The sequence below is a fragment of the Aromatoleum evansii genome, assembly GCF_012910805.1.
Taxonomy (GTDB): domain Bacteria; phylum Pseudomonadota; class Gammaproteobacteria; order Burkholderiales; family Rhodocyclaceae; genus Aromatoleum; species Aromatoleum evansii.
The window spans coordinates 22157-39196 of record NZ_WTVK01000008.1 but is presented as its reverse complement, the minus strand read 5'-3'; the positions used below and the strand labels follow the sequence as shown (position 1 = coordinate 39196).

Sequence of the window (17040 nt, the reverse complement as noted above, 5' to 3'; positions counted from 1 at the left end):
TCACGTTGCACCTATTGAGGAAGAAGAAGTGCAGCCTCGATTAGTTCAAGGCATCGTTCAGGGGTCTGACGTATATCGGCGGCGGTGAATCGGAGGATCCGCCATCCGGCCACGGTGAGCAGGTTCTGGCGCTCGCGATCGCGCTTGAAGTCGCCCAGATGCTTGCCATGGTATGCGAATCCATCCACCTCGACGGCCAAGCGGGCGGCGGCAAAGCCAATGTCGATGCGGAACTTGCGGCCTTCGACGGCGCCGGGCAATTCTCGCTCGGCCTGCGGCCAGCGCGCGCGTACCGCATCCCACAGCAGGTCATGCGGGGTTGGACCGGTCGACGTGCGACGCGCACGCGGACGGGCCGGCGCTGCAGGTTTGAGCGGCATTTCTGACGCGACGCGCCACGCACCGCGGCCGAGATCATCCATGGATTTGAAGCGTAACGACATAGTTTTTGCAGTTTAACGTATAACGCGGCGTGATTTCACGCCGTTTTTTACTTTCATTCACGATAAGCCACATTATCGTGAATGCAACAGGATTTCGGCGGGGCGGGTACGCGTTCAGCGACGGGTTACAGAAAGATGGCACCATTTTTAACAGAAAAATGGCGACAGCCAGACGAAGCAAAGCCGCTGAACAGTACAGCGATGCTTCTAGTCGTGAGCAGCATCAATCCAGCCCTGTTTGTATTCTAGACTCGCTGACGCGATTGAGAGTGCCGACTTGTAGCGTCGATTCGATGGCCTTCGACGTCGCGGCCGATCTGGTTTCCATCATCGGCGTGTTCTACGGCGGCCAAGATCACGAAACGATCCTGCACGAGGATCCCAACGACAAAAGCACGGGCGACGAGTGAAAGGGTTGATCCGCGACGAATCGCTTAGCGATCCTCATCTATCGAGCTTTCGGGGGCGGTGTTGTGGTTACTGCACCCGCGACTGCATCCGACGAAAAAGATTTCTGTCTTCGCGGCTTCGGCTTAGGCCTGCTGGGGGATGCATCGCTCGGTTCTCGGGCGGGTCGCATTTGCTGCGCCATCGTCTTGATCTTCTCGTCACGGAGCTCCAGCTCGCGCTGCAGGAGCGCAGCCTCGGTTGTCCGTTGTGAAAGCTGCTCGCGCATCACGTTCATCTGTGCGAGGTGCTGTTCCGCACCCTCCCTCATCTTGATGAGGCTGCCTTCTGCCGCTCCCAGGCGTTGGCGAACGTCTCCCAGCTCCTGTTCAAGAGCTCTCAGTTCGTCACGCTGCCGTTGAGCAAGATCGGCATTCGACTGCCGGATTTGCGCCAGTTCCTTCTGCGCCTTCGCAGTGGTCGTGCGTTCGCGGTCGATCTCCAGCAACGCACGCTTCTCGGCTGCTTCATGGCGATCTTCCGCGCGCCGCATAGCATCGCGCTGCTTTTCGAGCTCGGACGCGAAGTCCTTGCGTGCTGCCGATAGTTCCGCTTCGAGCGCCTGATGCTGTCGCCTCGCTGCTGACAGTTGTCCGGCAAGTGCTTCCTTTTCCGCCCGCTCCGCCGCCAAAACGCGTTCCAGCGAAAGGATGCGCTCCGAGGAGTCATCGAGTACCTCATGCAGACGTTCGACTTGCTGCTTGGCAACCTGCCATTCGCGTTCAGCGCTCAGCGTTGCGGCGTCGGCAGCCGTGACGCGAGCGTCGGCCTCCTCTCGAAATGCATTCAGATTCTCGTGTGCTGCCGCTTGGGCCTCACCCCATAGCCGCCCAACAAGTTCCCCGGCCGCCGCTTTTAGTGTGTCAGGAAGGTCAGGGTGTTCGATGCGGACCCGGCTCTTCTCTCGCAACTCCTCCCAGAAACGCGCCAAGGCTTCCGCCGGCGCAGACATGCTCCCTTTTCTGACGAAGTGATAGAGCTTGTTGGCGGTCGGCGTGATGCCGTAGCGGAAGAACAATAGCGCGCAAGCCTCTCGATACAGCTCTTGAGTGTTCGCCGTCGTGTCGCGCAGCGCGTCGATGGCCTCACGGATTTCGCTTTCAATGTTCATGGCTGCGACTGAGCTTCACAGGACAAACGGCGATGTTTGACGGGAATTTTATAAATACTACAACGTAACACGTATTACTTCCTACGCCCTGCGCCTAAGATTTGACATTATGACTCTAATGTCGAAAAATTGCGGCACGTTCGTGGTTAGGAAATAGTGAGTCCTGGAATCACTCCGAGGACGTGAAAAATGGCTGATTCCCTCTTAGTTCCCGGCCCGTTCGAGGGCCTTCAGCTTCCGTCGGATCTGGATGGCAGTCACGGCCACAACCGTGCCGTCGGCAAAGTTGCCCAGATTGCGGCCGCCAACGACCTGCAAGCCATTCAGGCGTGGCTCGCGCGCTTTGCCGACACCCGGACCACCTTCGACAACTACCGCAAGGAAGCCGAGCGGCTGTACCTTTGGGCGGTGTTCCAGCTCGGACGGCCGATCTCGTCGCTCACGCACGAGGACTTCCTCGTGTACCAGCGCTTTCTCGCCGACCCGCAGCCGCGCGACAAATGGGTTGCCGGTGGGGGGCGCAAGCATCCGCGCGGCGATCCGCGCTGGCGTCCGTTCTATGGACCACTGTCACCGGCGAGTCAGCGCCAGGCGATGGTCATCCTCAACGTGATGTTCGCGTGGCTGGTCCAGGCGGGCTACCTGGCCGGCAATCCGCTCTCGCTCTCGCGGCACCGCACGCGGCGCCCAAAACCTCGCATTACGCGCTACCTTGACGCCGATCTCTGGCAGGAGGTCAAAGCCTACATCGAGGGGCTGCCGTGCGAGACCGATCGCCTGCGTGCGCACTATTTTCGAATCCGGTGGCTCTTCACCCTCCTCTACCTGGGCGGACTGCGGATTTCCGAAGTCGGCTGCAACACGATGGGCGCGTTCTTCTGCCGGCGTGATCGAGACGGGGAAGAGCGTTGGTGGCTGGAAGTGCTCGGCAAAGGCGAGAAGGAGCGGTTAGTGCCGGCAACAAATGAGATGATCGTTGAACTGGCCCGCTACCGGCGAGAGTGTGGTCTTCCGCCCTACCCTACGGCCGCCGAAGACACACCGCTGGTGCTTCCCATTGGCAAATCACGGGGGCCGCTCACCCGAGCTGGGCTACATGCGATCGTGAAAAAAGTCTTCGACGGTGCGGCGGCGCGGCTGCGATTACGGGGCGATGCCTATGCCGCTCGAGCCGACCAGCTCGAGCGGGCCTCAGCGCATTGGTTGCGGCACACTGCCGGTTCGCACATGGCCGACCGGCAGATTGATCTACGCTCGATTCGTGACAACCTAGGCCACGAATCCCTGAAGACGACCAGTCAGTATTTGCACTCGGATGACGATGCCCGACACAAGGAGACGGAGCAAAAACATCGGATTGGTTGGTAGGCCTTGACCGACGCTGAAACCCTCCGTCCAACCAGACGACCACTTAGCGACAAGTCCTCGGCTGGAACAAACATCAATTCCGAGAAACACACGCGCTACTGCTGCCGCTAAGCTGGCTTCAGACCTGGACGGCGGCTCTGGCGCGGACCGAACGGCAGCGCACAACCCGTCCCTCACTTCGCTAAAGCGGTTGGCCTCCACGGACCATTTTTAACTTGGGTATGGGGCAGGCAACCAATATCAATATCCTGGGTAAGAACCTCGGTGATCTCGCGGTTCCCTATGCGCGAATAATTCTGCTGTAGGCCGCCCAGTCGATGGCTGGCACTGTTCCCAATGACTGAAGGCGCGACAACAGGCGGAACAGAAAGAAGATCAGCGCACCTTGCTCTGTCGCGACCAGCAATTCGCCGTCATGAAAATCGAAACTGCCATGCTCCAGTGCACAGCCGCAGTCGAGCTTAGAGATATCCTCTGTGCCTAGGTTGCGGCGAAGCGATTCCCCAAGCCCATCCGCCCAACCGGCACGGGGCGCTAGAAGCCCCGCAAGTATCCGAAATGGTTCCTTGGGCTTGTAGACACCACCGGCATGCGCGATGGATACGGACGTGCGATGCATGCGACGTACCGATGCGGCCTTCTCCTGAGCGTACTCAATGTAGGCCTTGTCGATAGTCGGCTTGCACTCAAACATCGCGTAGACGGCTTCGGCCGGAATGTAACGGTGATTCTTTTGGTCAAGCAAAGTCGGTGTGAAGTGCCGGTCGAATACAACCACGTCAATCTGATCGCTTCGGCCGCCTACGCTGTCGATGACGATGCCGCTAGCAACGTCGTACCGATTGGGTAGGTAGGACCGGAAGATGTCCAGCCAATGCTCTTCGTTGACCGAGCCCATCGTACCGGCATGACTAATGGACTGAGACGCCAGCTCCATCTGACTTCTCAGATTGGTCTGAACCTTGGCAAAGGCGTCACGCAGCCATGACACATCGTTGTCGGGTGCCAGGAGAGCAGTCGAGGGCCTGGAAGTTGGCATAGGCAAGGAATTCAGAGTGAATGTTGGGGCGGCTGCAAGCCGATGGCGCACCCAAGTGCAGAGAACACCTGGGTCTCGTTACGATGTCGTTCATCAGGATAGCGGGAACTTGGGGCCAAACAACTGACGCCAAGCCTTTAGCGCTTCACCGTTCTGGCCCTTGCGCGCCAGGTTGATGGCGTTCGATGCCTCACGGCTTGCCGCCTGGAGCAGCTCCTTGGCTCGGGCTTTGCGTTGTTCATCCATGCCGTTGCTCACGGGAGAGCCTAGACCTGCAGGATCGGGCCACTCATCCTCAATGCGGTCCGCCAATGAGGAAAAGAAAGCCTGAATCTCGTAGTCGAACCGCCCTTGCCAGCCTCCATGTAGGCACTGCAGCGCCATCACCTCAATAAGAAATGATGGCTTCACCGGCTTATCCTTTCCGTGCTTTGCATTGTTGTTCCAGTACTTCACCATTCGCACGAGGCCCTTCCACTCATTGGAGTAGGCCTGATGCGCATCCTTCGCCTCCTGAGCATGAATTTCCGGGTTGGTCTTCATCCATTTGCCGGTGTCGCCATTGGGGATCTCGTAGTTTTCGCCGTCAGCAAAGGCCGGAACCACATCAATACTGAGTACGCGGTAGTCGGTATTGTCGTCGGCATCGACGACCACGCCAAAGTCAACATTGACCGACCTGCCCTGCTTGCGCACTGCGTCCTTTCCGTACTTATCGACCAGCGCATTATGAAAGTCATCAAGTACCACGCTAGGCGCCTTCTCTCGGTATGTCTTCCGCTCCGATTCGGCCAGAACAAAGAATATATCGATGTCCTTCAGTGGCTTCGTCTTGGTGTGCCGAGCATAGGACCCTGTCAGGAAGTCGCGGCTGATGGAAAACCGCGATCTGATGTGTTCGCGCACCTCGGTGTGGCGGTTGCTAGCGTTTTTTTGCTCGCGGTCGTTGAGTTCAAGGCGGCTCTTGAACTTCCTGAAGGCTTCATCCAAGTTCAGCATTAGCGGGTTCTCCAATATGCGGCGCTGCCACCCAGCCCGCTGTGTTCAATCGTCGAGCCAAGGCTCTGCCGGATCATGCCATCGGTCGCACGAAACGAGCCTGCCCCCCAACCGGCAACGGCAGGCCAACCGGGCTTGTTCTTGAGCAAGATGTCGTAGCTCGCGCTGGCCGGAGCGACACCGGCCTTCTTGATGTGGTACCTGAGTTGGTCGGTGTCCGTATAGAACGCACCATCGCTGCTGGACCACTGGTAGACGATGTCGATATCCCAACGCAAAGCCAGCGCGTTGGTCACCGGGTTGTAGACCTCGAGTACGACCTTCTCTAGGTGCTCGCTCGCCAGCCAGGTTCGGATTGCATTGTGCGTGCTCTCCCACACGTTGGTGAGCTTGGTCGGGTCCATGCCGCTCAAACGGATGATGTCCTTCAAGCTCTTGAGCACGTTGTCCGCCACGTACGTCACGGAGTGGGTGTAGGAGTATGCCGATACGGTAGTCATGACTTCCAAAACCCTTCCACATCCAACGTCATCGAATTACTGGCTGCGGCCCGCTCTTCCTTCTCGACGGCAATTCCGGAATTCTTGTCGCGGGCGACGACGCGTGTGCTGTGCTGCGTAAGCGCTGATTGCACCCAAGCCAGATCTTCTTCTGCAACAGGCAGCGATACCTGCCAGTCACCCTTGAGGGCATCAAAGCCGAGCTTTGTCTCGTTGCTGTTAGAGTCGTCCAGCGCGTCGTCATCGTAGCTGCAATAGATACGTGTGCGCGGTCCATCGCAGGTGGCAACGATGGGACTCTCACGCGGACCTTGGTCCGCAATAACACTGCAAGCTACCCCAGCTACTGCTTGGAGTTCCTTGCGCTTTGCGTCGTCCCCGCCGGCAGTTAGCAACTCGACAATCGCGGCCCAAGTAGCCGACGCATCGCGGTGAGGAATGCTGCGGAAGTCTCGCCGAACCACAGTCGTCATTGATGTTCCCCTTTAGCGGCAGCCCTGCTGCTCTGTGCCTTTCGTGCGGCGGCCTCCAGGTCGGCTAGGGTCAGTTTGTTTGGGTCTAACGCGGTTTCCTTGCGCAGCGCCATCGCGTTGACGACGAGCTTGCGCAGCGTCCTGCCGTCGAGACCAGCGGCCGTCTCAGCCACGCGGTCCAACTCTCGACTATCGGCCAGTCTAGCGATGGACGGGAACATCTCGCCGACACTGCTCAGGCATTGGTGCAGAATTTGGCGGGCCGCCTGTGCACCCGGCAGCGGCACCTCGATGACTAGGTCACATCGCGATGTGAAAGCTTGGTCGATGGCCAGCGGGAAGTTGCTCGTCGCCAAGAACAACAATTGCGGATGGGAAGCAGCCAAGGCGTCAAGCTGGACCAAGACGGCGTCGGTCGCACGATGGATGTCGACGGGGTTGGCCTCCAAGCTCATTCGCGTGCGGTCGGCTGCCAGCGTCTCGACCTCGTCCAGCAGCACAATAGTCGGCCCGTTAACCGCCTGTTCGGCAATCGACTGAGAAAACAACTCCCCAACAGCCCGCTGCGTCTTCCCCATAGCCGAGCTTGTCAACGCATGGGGGTCTACTTCTACCAAACGGAACTTTGCCCCCTTCATCAAGGCTGCGACCATGCTGGCCAAGCCCTTGGCCAGCGAAGTTTTGCCCGTACCTGGAGGACCAACGAGCAGAATGACGCCATGCATCGGCAATACGCTGGGCGTTACCTTCGGCCGGAGCGTGTAGTTCAAGACGGCCTGAGCAAGCAGCGTGTCCTTGATGCCATCCCCGACAACGATGCTATCCCATAGCGCAGCCAGTTCGGCATCAGGCAAGGCTCGGACCGAACTGATTCCGCGGGGCAGATCTTGAAACTGGACGTCGTGCAGGGGGACTGGGTTCGTAGGCTTCATGGCGAAAATTCCTAGTGTGAGGTGCATGGTGTCAGCCCACCGCAATGCGAGGCGCAGATTCCGGCGGATGTTCTTAGCAATGATGACGGGTCACACCCACGATTGCCATGATATGTGATCATTCTGATCACGTCAACAGTGTAAGATGAGTTTCAGTCCTGCTCGAGTCGGGCTATCATTACAAAATGATGGAAAGCATGACTGAACGTCGCCAACGCGACCTAGAGCACCTCCCACTAGTTCAGCGCGAGCGTCTCTCTCACATCGACTTCAAGCTGTACTTCTTGGGTGAGCTGCGTCGCGCAGACGTAGTTGAGCGCTTCGAGACAGGGCCAGCCGGCGCTACCCGGGACATCGCGCAATACAGGGAGATTGCGCCCGAGAACTTGGAGTTGGACCCAACTACAAAGGTATATCGACCCACACCGGCCTTCACTCCGCTTTTCGAGCACTCACCGCAGCGGGTGTTAACCGCTTTGTCACAGGGGTTCGGTGAGGGAATTGGGAACCAACTGCAGCCGATGGTCCGGTGCGAGTTCCCGAATGCGCTGAGCCTGCCGAAGATGTCGGTACTCGCGCCAATTACGCGAGCAATCAACAGAGGCAAAGCGATCAGCCTTGGCTATACGTCGATAGAGAGCGGCAAAACCCAACGGGAAATTGTCCCTCTGGCGCTAGTTGATATCGGCATTCGCTGGCATGTGCGCGCCTTCGACCGCCGCAGTCAGCAATTCCGCGACTTCGTTTTCACGCGGATGGCGAACCCGACCGTACTGGAGGACAGTCCGATCGCGAAGGAGGAAACCGTCGAGCACGACGTCCAGTGGAGTCGCATCATCGAGCTTGAACTGATACCCCACCCCGAACATCCGCGACCGGAAGTCGTTCGAATGGATTACGACATGCCGGACGGGGTGTTGAAGGTGAAGGTACGAGCGGCGAATGCAGGCTATATGCTTCGACGTTGGACGGTAGATTGCTCACCCGATCATAGTCTTAGAGGTCTTGAGTACGCGCTCTGGCTGCCAGACCCGTTGGCGCTTTATGGTGCAAGCAACGCCTCCTTGGCTCCGGGCTACAAGGATCCAAGGCCTGACGGGCCCAACAGAACCATCAAGGCCTTGTAACCCTGCAAACGCTCTAACTGAGCGGCGTTTGTGCAGCCGGTGGTAACACGGTTAGCGGTGTGGGCCACTCAAGTGCCACCACGATCGGCAATGTCGGGAGAGTGTTCAATACCGGTCGTTTCGCTGAACTGATGGCACCGTCAGCATGGCCGAGCCCCGGTCGACAGCGAGTGTCCCGAGTTCGCGCAGATTGCAGTCGTTCGGTCCGCAGGAGCGGAACGTCGTTTCGACCGACGAGCCTCCGCACCTACTCGCGCCGCGCACCCCATGCGTCCGACTGAGGCCTGTCCTTCCCCGACTCCGCTCATGCCAACACCGGCCCGAATTACAATTCGAACTTGACCTTACCGAAGGTGGCGGCGCTCCTACATCGTTCGTCGAGCGACCGCACATTGCATCGCCTTCTCCAAGCGGGCGCGACTTGGCGCCCTGAGCGCGTGCAAGCCTGCCCGGCGGGCCATCGCGACGATGCAGTCATCCTCCGGTGTGCCGTCGGCCAAGACATCGCGCGCCAGCGCGACAAGCTCCTCCAAGCAGATTTCGTCGACCGCCCTTGCAGCATCGGCCGATCCCCGGAACACGACGGGTGTTATGGGATCGACGCCATTTGGCCAGTAGAACGTCCCGACGTCTTCCTTGGTGGTCGAGTACGCCTGCGCGGCCAGCGCCTCGATCCGCTCCCTGATGCGCGAACCGGTCCGCAACCAACCGTGGGCGCGGGCGATGCGGCGGGCGAGCACGGAGTCCAACACGGGTCCCTCGACATTCACGACGTGGGCAATCTGCGCGCTCAGCGTAGCGTCATAGGCCGCCTCGAAAAACGCGTCCGGATTGACGGCCGGAACCACCGACGCCGGGTCTGCTTCGACGAAGACGGCGGTCGCCGCAGGTGGCGATGCCGCGGCGTTCCTCGTATATGTCGTGGGGGCGATCTCCGCATCGCGATGACCATTCCAGTTGTCAGCATCCGATGTGGCGCCGTCGGCTGGTGTCCCCGCCGAGTCGGCCTCCTCGGGAGAGGCCGGCGTCGCCTCCGCCTCCGCCTGCTCCTTGACCCGGGCGATCACGGCTTCGGCCACGAGCCGTGATGCCTCTTCTGCCCTCTCCGCCTCCGCGGCGCGCTTGGCGCTGCTCGCCTCGAGGAGTGCGCGCAGGCGGGCATCGAGCGTGTTCAGGGTGCCCTCGGCATCGATCCACCAGTCGGTGGACCAGACCCGCAGGATTTCCCAGCCCAAGCCGCGCAGGACCTGCTCGCGGAGCTTGTCCCGATCGCGGGCCGTGGCTGACCGGTGGTAGGTGGCGCCGTCGCATTCAATCCCGGCGAGATAGGAGCCCGCTGCTTCGGGATGTACCACCGCGAGATCGACGCGGAAGGCGGAAACCCCGACTTGTGTGTGCAGTTGCCAGCCCTTGTGGGCGAGCGCGGCGGCCACTCCCGCCTCGAACGGGCTCTCGAAGCCGCCCAGGCTGCCGCTGGAGGCTTCCGCTAGAGCGCGCGGACCTCGCTCGGCAAACTCCAGGAAGTGCTTGAGATCACGCACGCCCGCAGCCTGGGTGCGAGCAAGATCCATCTGCTCGGCCTTGAGACTGGAGAAGACCCGCAGCTCGTGACGGGCGCGGGTAATGGCCACGTTCAGGCGCCGCTCACCGCCGTCGCGATTCATTGGGCCGAAGTTCATCGAGACTGCACCGGCATGGTCGGGGCCGTAGGTGATCGAGAAGTACATGATGTCGCGCTCGTCCCCCTGGACGCTTTCCAGATTCTTCACGAACACGGGTTCCAGCGCCGTCTCGGCGAAATGGGGTTCGATGGAAGGATCCTTGCGGCGCTCCTCGTCGAGCAGGTCCTCGATCAACGCCTGCTGCTCGGAATTGAAGGTGACCACCCCGATAGTGAGGCCCGACGCGCTGAATCCCGGCGATTTCAGCCGCGCGACCAGGTCGGCGACCAGCGCCTTGGCCTCCGGCTTGTTGATGCGGGCGCCGCCTTTCTCGTACACGCCGCTGACGTGGTGAAAGCTCACCGCTCGGTCCTCGGTGACCGGCGACGGGAAGGTGACGAGCGAACCGCCGTAGTACCGATGGTTGGAGAAGGCGATCAGGCTCTCATTGCGGCTACGGTAGTGCCACGCGAGATTCATGGTCGGCAGGTTGGCCCCCAGGCACTCGTCGAGGATGCTCTCCAGGTCCCCTTCCACATCCTCGTCGTCCAGATCCGACTCGGCACGGTCGAAGAAACTGGTCGGCGGCAGCTGCTTCGGGTCACCGACCATGACGACCTGCTTGCCGCGGGCGATCGCACCCACCGCATCCCATACCGGGATCTGCGATGCCTCGTCGAAGACCACGACATCGAAGGCGCAGGCATCGGTGGCGAGGTACTGCGCGATCGACAGTGGGCTCATGAGCAGGCACGGCGTGAGCTTGGGCAGCGCGGCCGGAATTCGCGACAGCAGCTCGCGAAGCGGCATGTGCCGTTTCTTCTTGCTCATCTCGTGGCGCAGGATGCCCCACTCCGAGTTGCGAGTGACGCTCTCCTGGGTGGGGAGCTCCGCGCACAGCGCGGCGCGGATGCTGGCCCGCGTCAGCGCGGTGAAGCGGTCGTCGAGCGCCCGGAAGTCGTCGATGCGCTTCTCGTGCTCGGCCGAAACAAAACTGCGGATCACGGGCTCTTCGTCGACCACCGCGTTCAGCCACCAGCGGCTGTAGTTGGTTTCGAAGGCGCGACGCACGCTCCCTTCGGCAACGGAGCCCTGCTCGATGCCCGCCACGAGCGACGTCAGGCTCTGCGCCACGGCCTGGTCGCGCGTCTTGCGCCACGCGCACCAGGCGTGAAGACGGTGCTCAGCGTGGATGATGGCCGCGCAGCGCGCCATGAGCTCGTCGAGTGCTCGCTCGCCGAATTCGTTCTTGGTGCTGTCGGAGAAGTACCCGGCGCCTGCGAGGTGGTCGATAGCCGGTTGTAAGCAGCCCCATGCCTCGAGATAGGTATTGCCGGATTCGGCGATCGCGCCGCCGGCAGCCAGCAGGGCATTGCCCTCCCCGATGAGGCGCTCGAGCGGCGCCTTGACCGCGCTGATCTGCTCCGGTGTGCTCGCTAGGCTCGCCACCGCGGCCGAAATCGCGCTCTGGAACTTCAGGGCCTGTTCGACCTCGTCGATGCGGGTCTTGAGGCCGTTCCACAGCCCAGCCGTGAGCTCTCGCAGGTCATCGTAGTCGGCAAGCTGACGTTCGAGCTCGGCGCGCTCATGCAATTGCCGAAGATCGTTCGCCAAAACGGCGCCGCACGCGCCCTGGGCCACCGCCTCGTGATCGCCGGACAACCGCCCCGATTCCCGCACGTCCGGCACGGCGGCAAGGAAACGGAGTGCGGCAGCGAGATGATCGGTGTGGGTTTGCAGGCCACCCCATAGGCCGCTGGTGGCGGCGCCGAGGTGATCCAGCGCTTTCAGCTCGCCATCGAGCGCCCGCAGCTCCCGCAGCTGGGCGAGCGCCGTGGCCATGCGCTCGCCACAGCGCCCTTCGGCGATGGGGTCGAAGCCACTATCGTCCCACGGCTCCTCGTTCCGTGCGGCATGCAGCGCGCCTTGAAAGCTCAGCGCGCACTGGGCGAGCTCCGCACGTGTCCGCAGGCCGGCCCAGACGCCGTCCGTCGCAGCACCGATTTCGAGGGCGGCGACCTCGGCACGCAGCGAGCGGATCCGGACGAGCGCGCGCAAATCCTTCGCCACATCGGGCTCTCCCTCACCGGCGACGGCGCCATCCAGCAGCTTGCGGATGCGGCGCTTCCCAAGCCACGACAGGGGCCAGATCGCCTTCTCCGCCTTGGCCCATTCGCGCTGGAGCTGGCTCACGTTGAGTAACTCGACCCCTTCGCCGTACTGCACCGAGAGTTGCTTCGTCGCCTGGAGCATCTCGTCCAGAAGCCCGATGCCTTTCCGCAGCTCATCGGCCACGTCACTTGCCCACGGCTGGGGGATCTGGGCCAGTGTCTTCCGGCGTTGTTGCAGGAGCTGCAAACCCTGCAGGCATGCGGCAACCACCCCCTCCGGCCATTGCGGTGAGAGCGCGTCATTTGCAGCCCGGTGCCGGGCCAGGAGCGCGGTACCGGCCTGCAGCCGTTCGCCGATCGAGCGCGCATCGGCCCGTAACACGAAGCGCCAGTCGCGCCCCGCGGCATTCGGCAGGGTACGAGCGAGTACGGCCACGGCCCCACGGGTCCTGCGGTCCAGCGTGATTGGCGAAAGTCCGATCGCCTGCAGGAATCGCTCAGCGGCCTGCTCGACCGCCGCGGCCACGGAAACGACAGCGCGCGCCGCATCGAGCACGGCTTGCTGCCAATTGGGTGACCAGTCGCCATGCGCGATGGGCGCCAGCGGATTGTTGAGGAGACGGTCATACCCGACCGCCCGGGCGTTTACTTCCAGACGGTCGGCGATGTCGCGCAGCGTTTCCAGGGCGGCAACGTCATGCAAGCCCGGCGTGTTCCAGGACATGGCCAGGGCGGGCAGATTCGCCCCATCGACGATGCGACCAATCGCTTCGAAGATCGTCATGCCGTTTCGGTGCCGGTAATGCAATCGCTCGACATAGGCGTTGAGTTCGCTGCGCAGCCTGTTCAGCCGCGCCGCCTCCGTGCGCCATACTTCGGGATCGACTTCGCCGCGGGCCTCCCAGGCACGCTGGAGCTGGGCCAGTACATCGAGCTTGCGGGCCTTGCTGGAGTGCAACTCGAGGCAGAACTCCCCCAGGCCGACCTCCCGCAGACGGCGGTACACCACGTCGAGGGCGGCGATCTTCTCGGAGACGAAGAGTACGCGCTTGCCCTCGGCCAGGCACTGCGCGATGAGGTTGGAGATCGTCTGGCTCTTGCCGGTCCCCGGCGGGCCGATCAGGACGAAGTCCTTGCCGCGGGCAGCGGCCATGACTGCCGAAAGCTGCGAGGAGTCGGCCGGGAGGGGGCAGAAGGTCTGCTCCGGCGCGAAATCGTGATCCAGGCGCTTGGGATTCGGGAAGGCCACGCCCGAGGGATAGGGCTCGCGGGGCGTGTCGATAAGGTGACGCACCACCGGATTCTCGCGTAGTTGATCGGTGCGCTCGGTCAGATCCTTCCACATCAGGTACTTGGCGAAGGAGAACATCGCCAGCGCGACGTCTTCCGTCACCTCCCAACCCTTGATGTCCTTGATCGCCTGCGAGACCGTCCGCCAGATGGCGGCGACGTCGAGACCGGCCTCGTCCTTGGGGAGCTCGCCCTCAGCAACGCCGAGATTGAGTTTGAAGTCTTGGCGTAGCATTTCGATGAGCGTCGGATTGAACCGTGGCTCGTCGTCATGGAGGGTCAAGGTGAAGCCCGAACGGACGCTCTTGCGGTTCAGCGTGACCGGCACGAGGATCAACGGCGCGCGGTAGCGCTGGCCGGCTTTGTCGTCGCGCGTCCAGGACAGGAAGCCCAAGGCGAGGAACAGCGTGTTGGCGCCGCCTTCCTGCATGGTGTTACGGGCTGACCGGTACAACTCGACCAAGCGCGCGTCCAGCTCATCCTGCGCGAGACCGACGAACACCTCACATCGCTTCAGGGCGTCGAGGGCGTGCGCCCGGCGCAGGTCCTCGCGCTCGCGCGCCTCATAGATCGCCTGACTGCGCGGGTCCGAACCGTCCATGAGGTCGGGCCGCGCCAGGAGCTTGACGGACTGTCCCCCGGCCAGGAGGTCCTCGAACGAGGACGGATCGGGCGCGTCGAGTCGCAGCGATTTCTTTCCGGCCCTGAAGTTCAGCAGGTTGTTACGCAGCGACAAGTCGAGGAGCTTCCGCTGCCAGCGTGCGAGTCGATCCTTGGGATCGAGCGTGGCCGGATCTGCCTCGACGGTGATGTCTTCGTCGGGCAGATCCGGAGCATCTTCGACCGGAAGCTCGACCACAGGGGGCGGCTCGGCCGGGGCAACGGCGACAGGCTCCTCGTGGCTTGCCAGTGGTTTGATCCGCTGCAGGCGGGCACGACGGATATCCACCGCAAGCTCGAAGCCTTCTTCCTTCTCCTCGGAAATCTGCTGTTCGCCGAGCCGGGCGGCTTCGGAAAACAACGGTGCGGGGCGTTGGGTAACGACCGTCGTTTCAAACAGCACGAGCTCTTTAAGCTTGACGCGCTTGCGCAGTGCGGTGACATCGTCGACTACCGTGGTTGAGAACTCTTCGGCTTTGAGCCAGACCCCGGTGAAGGCATGCCCCTTGGTGAAGATCAGTAGCGGATTCAGGCCCGCCTGTTCGAGGGCCGAGCAGAAGAGCAAAGCGAGATCGAGGCAGGTCGCCAACCCGGACTCGGCGATCTGCGCCGGACCGCGCACCTTCTGCCCGGCGTGTTCGAAGCTCGCCGGCGGCAATGCATAGTCGAGGCCCATCGCCGCAACTGCGCTCCAGATGCCGGACACGAGCTCCCACGCCCGTTTCGGGCCACCGTTGTAGCCGTCCAGTGCCGGATTTCGACCGTTTTTACGGAGAATCTCAGCCGCCTGCTTCAGCAGGCGCTCGACGGCCGGCTCGTTTGGCTGGACGAACGCCGCCACAAGGTCCGGTAGATGGGACAGCCCGCCCCACTGATTGCGCGGCAGAAGTTCGACGATGCAGTCGCGGCGAGCCAGTTCGTCCGGGATATCGCCAGCGCGTCGCAGTCCAAACGATAGCGTGGCCTTCTCGGCTTCGGTCAGGCGCGACAGCAGCCCGCCATCGAGTTCCACGTCCAGGTCGGTGACGTGATACCGACTACCCGCGGCGACGGCGTCGATCCGCCAGAGCTTCGGTTTAAGAAAGGCCGGGGCCGATTCGAGGCGAAGCTCGAGACCGGTGATGGTCTCGGCAGCGTCATTCGCGACGCTGAGCTCTCGCAGCAGCGGGACTGCGTTCTGGAAGTCCGCAAGATTCAGCTTCGCGACCAACGTTGCATCGATGTGATGCGCGTGGTCTACAGAGGCAGTATTGCCTTGTGCCTGCCGCTCTTCCATTTTTTCCCTCCGCCGAGTTGAGCCGCTGGCGCGGCACTCTTCATTTGCTGGCTGCCTTCCGTGCCCCCTGGGCCAGGGTCCGACCTTGCACGTCCAGATGGCAAGACAGGTGCTTTTATCATACTGATATGCGAAGGGCGAGTTGCGTCCGTCACGGCAAGCACGACATTGGCGTGCAACAGGGCGATGGGCTGTTCAGCAGCGTTGGTCGGTGATGACCGGGGCCGCTCATCGCTGACCTCCTGCTGCTTCGATAGGGCCGCGGCGTGGGCAACGGGCGCTGCCGGCTTATCTCCTTGCACGTCCAGCACTGTGACCGTGGGCGCGAAGATTTCATTCGAGATCGTGCCAGCCTTGTGATTGAGCAGGTGCGCTTTGGATCACGACGCTTGCACATGTTAGTTCGCGTCAAATTCTTGCGAAACATAGTTCGCAAGAATAGAATATTCAACCGACCCCAGTCAGAGGAGTCCCCGCCATGCTTGAACAACTTTCCAATCGCCTCATCGGGTATCGCGTCAAAGCTGCACGCGAGGCCGCCGACTGGAATCAGGAACGACTGGCGGAGGTGCTCGGGCTCAAGGATCGGCAAAGCATCTCCGACATCGAAAACGGCAAGCGTCGCCTCCACCCCGATGAGCTGGTCACGCTGTCGGATGTCCTGGAGCGCGACGTGGAGTATTTCCTGGATCCCTTCGCCGTGGTCGGTGAAGCCGAGTTTTCCTGGCGGGCGTCACCCGCGCTTCCCAAAGACCCTCTGGACGATTTCGAACTGCACGCCGGTCAGTGGATCGGTCTGCTGCGTTGGTTGCGCGAAGGGGAACAGGGTCGGGTCAATCCGCTCAAGCACAGCCTGCGACTGACGACGCAGTCTACGTTTGAAGAGGCAATCGCCCGCGCGGAAGACTTGGTTCAGGCCCTGAATTTGGGCAAGGTGCCGGCCGAACGTCTGATCGAGAGCATCGAAGACAAGCTGGATATCCCGATCCTGTTCGTCGACACAGTCACGACCCCCGAGGGAGATTCGATCTCGGGTGCGACGTGCCATCTGCAGGACCTTGGGGTCATCCTGATCAACCGAAACGAAAGTGAAGCCCGCCGCTTTTATGACCTGGCTCACGAACTCTTTCACGCGCTGACGTGGGACGCAATGCAACCGGAACACCGCGAATCGAACTCGTATGAAGAGCGTGGCCGTACCCGGCGTATTGAACAACTGGCCAATAACTTTGCCGCTGCGTTGCTCATGCCAACTGCCTCGCTTGAGCATCTCATCGATAAGCGCCACATCAACGATACCGACCATCTGGCTGATATCGCTGCAGAACTGCGTGTTTCGCCAATGGCGCTTGCGTGGCGTCTGTACAACATGAAGTGGATTGGCGAGGAGACTCGCGATGCGCTGAAACAGGAGCGGCAGCGCCCAACGACATCGGGCACCCCCAAGCGACTGTCCGTCAGTTTCGTCACCATGCTGCATGCAGCCATCGACAAGGGGCGCCTGTCGGTCCGCAAGGCTGCTAAGGCGCTAGGCATGACCCTGCCACAGTTGGCCGACCTTTTTGCTGAGCACTCACTGGCAAGCCCCTTCGAACAGTAAGAG

The 17040-nt window shown here is 61.6% G+C and carries 11 protein-coding genes; 3 read left to right on the top strand and 8 right to left on the bottom strand.

All coding sequences use genetic code 11. The annotated features are described in order from the left end of the window. Window positions 1-11: 11 nt before the first annotated feature. The gene (locus GO615_RS05440; RefSeq protein WP_169126023.1) at window positions 12-422 is read right to left on the bottom strand and encodes an endonuclease domain-containing protein; all 411 of its coding nucleotides are present in this window, start codon (window positions 420-422) and stop codon (window positions 12-14) included. A 469-nt stretch (window positions 423-891) separates the two neighbouring features. Next, entirely contained in the window at window positions 892-2001 is a 1110-nt protein-coding gene (locus tag GO615_RS05435) for a DNA-binding protein (RefSeq protein ID WP_169126022.1), read from the bottom strand. Between the two features lie 189 nt (window positions 2002-2190). Between GO615_RS05435 and GO615_RS05430 the strand changes: the two genes are divergently transcribed. Beyond that, entirely contained in the window at window positions 2191-3369 is a 1179-nt protein-coding gene (locus GO615_RS05430) for a tyrosine-type recombinase/integrase (protein WP_169126021.1), read from the top strand. Window positions 3370-3649: 280 nt separating this feature from the next. Here GO615_RS05430 and GO615_RS05425 read toward each other — a convergent pair whose 3' ends face one another. From GO615_RS05425 to GO615_RS05405, 5 genes are all read right to left on the bottom strand, one after another. Next, window positions 3650-4360 (bottom strand): DUF6602 domain-containing protein, encoded by a 711-nt coding sequence (locus GO615_RS05425; RefSeq protein WP_228218310.1) that lies wholly within the window; start codon window positions 4358-4360, stop codon window positions 3650-3652. Window positions 4361-4501: 141 nt separating this feature from the next. Beyond that, a complete protein-coding gene (locus GO615_RS05420) occupies window positions 4502-5407 on the bottom strand; it encodes a CBASS oligonucleotide cyclase (protein WP_169126019.1) in 906 nt (301 codons plus the stop codon). Beyond that, entirely contained in the window at window positions 5407-5907 is a 501-nt protein-coding gene (locus GO615_RS05415) for an HORMA domain containing protein (protein ID WP_169126018.1), read from the bottom strand. The genes GO615_RS05420 and GO615_RS05415 overlap by 1 nt, the downstream gene beginning before the upstream one ends. Then, window positions 5904-6380, bottom strand: coding sequence for a CBASS system Cap8 protein (locus GO615_RS05410; RefSeq protein ID WP_169126017.1), 477 nt, complete (start codon window positions 6378-6380; stop codon window positions 5904-5906). The genes GO615_RS05415 and GO615_RS05410 overlap by 4 nt, the downstream gene beginning before the upstream one ends. Continuing rightward, entirely contained in the window at window positions 6377-7312 is a 936-nt protein-coding gene (locus GO615_RS05405; protein WP_169126016.1) for an AAA family ATPase, read from the bottom strand. The genes GO615_RS05410 and GO615_RS05405 overlap by 4 nt, the downstream gene beginning before the upstream one ends. 197 nt (window positions 7313-7509) lie before the next feature. Here GO615_RS05405 and GO615_RS05400 point away from each other — a divergent pair, with 197 nt between their 5' ends. Next, a complete protein-coding gene (locus GO615_RS05400; protein ID WP_246262164.1) occupies window positions 7510-8439 on the top strand; it encodes a WYL domain-containing protein in 930 nt (309 codons plus the stop codon). 365 nt (window positions 8440-8804) lie between these two features. Here GO615_RS05400 and proA read toward each other — a convergent pair whose 3' ends face one another. After that, the gene (gene proA, locus GO615_RS05395; protein ID WP_169126014.1) at window positions 8805-15437 is read right to left on the bottom strand and encodes an anti-phage protein ProA; all 6633 of its coding nucleotides are present in this window, start codon (window positions 15435-15437) and stop codon (window positions 8805-8807) included. A 478-nt stretch (window positions 15438-15915) separates the two neighbouring features. Between proA and GO615_RS05390 the strand changes: the two genes are divergently transcribed. Then, window positions 15916-17037, top strand: coding sequence for a helix-turn-helix domain-containing protein (locus tag GO615_RS05390; protein WP_169126013.1), 1122 nt, complete (start codon window positions 15916-15918; stop codon window positions 17035-17037). The last annotated feature ends 3 nt before the right edge of the window (window positions 17038-17040 follow it).

Excerpts from the sequence above, each read along its gene's own strand:
- GO615_RS05415 (WP_169126018.1), bottom strand. The coding sequence starts at position 5,907 with ATGACTACCGTATCGGCATACTCCTACACCCACTCCGTGACGTACGTG.
- GO615_RS05435 (WP_169126022.1), bottom strand. The coding sequence starts at position 2,001 with ATGAACATTGAAAGCGAAATCCGTGAGGCCATCGACGCGCTGCGCGAC.
- GO615_RS05410 (WP_169126017.1), bottom strand. The coding sequence starts at position 6,380 with ATGACGACTGTGGTTCGGCGAGACTTCCGCAGCATTCCTCACCGCGAT.
- GO615_RS05390 (WP_169126013.1), top strand. The coding sequence starts at position 15,916 with ATGCTTGAACAACTTTCCAATCGCCTCATCGGGTATCGCGTCAAAGCT.
- GO615_RS05430 (WP_169126021.1), top strand. The coding sequence starts at position 2,191 with ATGGCTGATTCCCTCTTAGTTCCCGGCCCGTTCGAGGGCCTTCAGCTT.
- proA (WP_169126014.1), bottom strand. The coding sequence starts at position 15,437 with ATGGAAGAGCGGCAGGCACAAGGCAATACTGCCTCTGTAGACCACGCG.
- GO615_RS05405 (WP_169126016.1), bottom strand. The coding sequence starts at position 7,312 with ATGAAGCCTACGAACCCAGTCCCCCTGCACGACGTCCAGTTTCAAGAT.
- GO615_RS05400 (WP_246262164.1), top strand. The coding sequence starts at position 7,510 with ATGACTGAACGTCGCCAACGCGACCTAGAGCACCTCCCACTAGTTCAG.
- GO615_RS05440 (WP_169126023.1), bottom strand. The coding sequence starts at position 422 with ATGGATGATCTCGGCCGCGGTGCGTGGCGCGTCGCGTCAGAAATGCCG.
- GO615_RS05420 (WP_169126019.1), bottom strand. The coding sequence starts at position 5,407 with ATGCTGAACTTGGATGAAGCCTTCAGGAAGTTCAAGAGCCGCCTTGAA.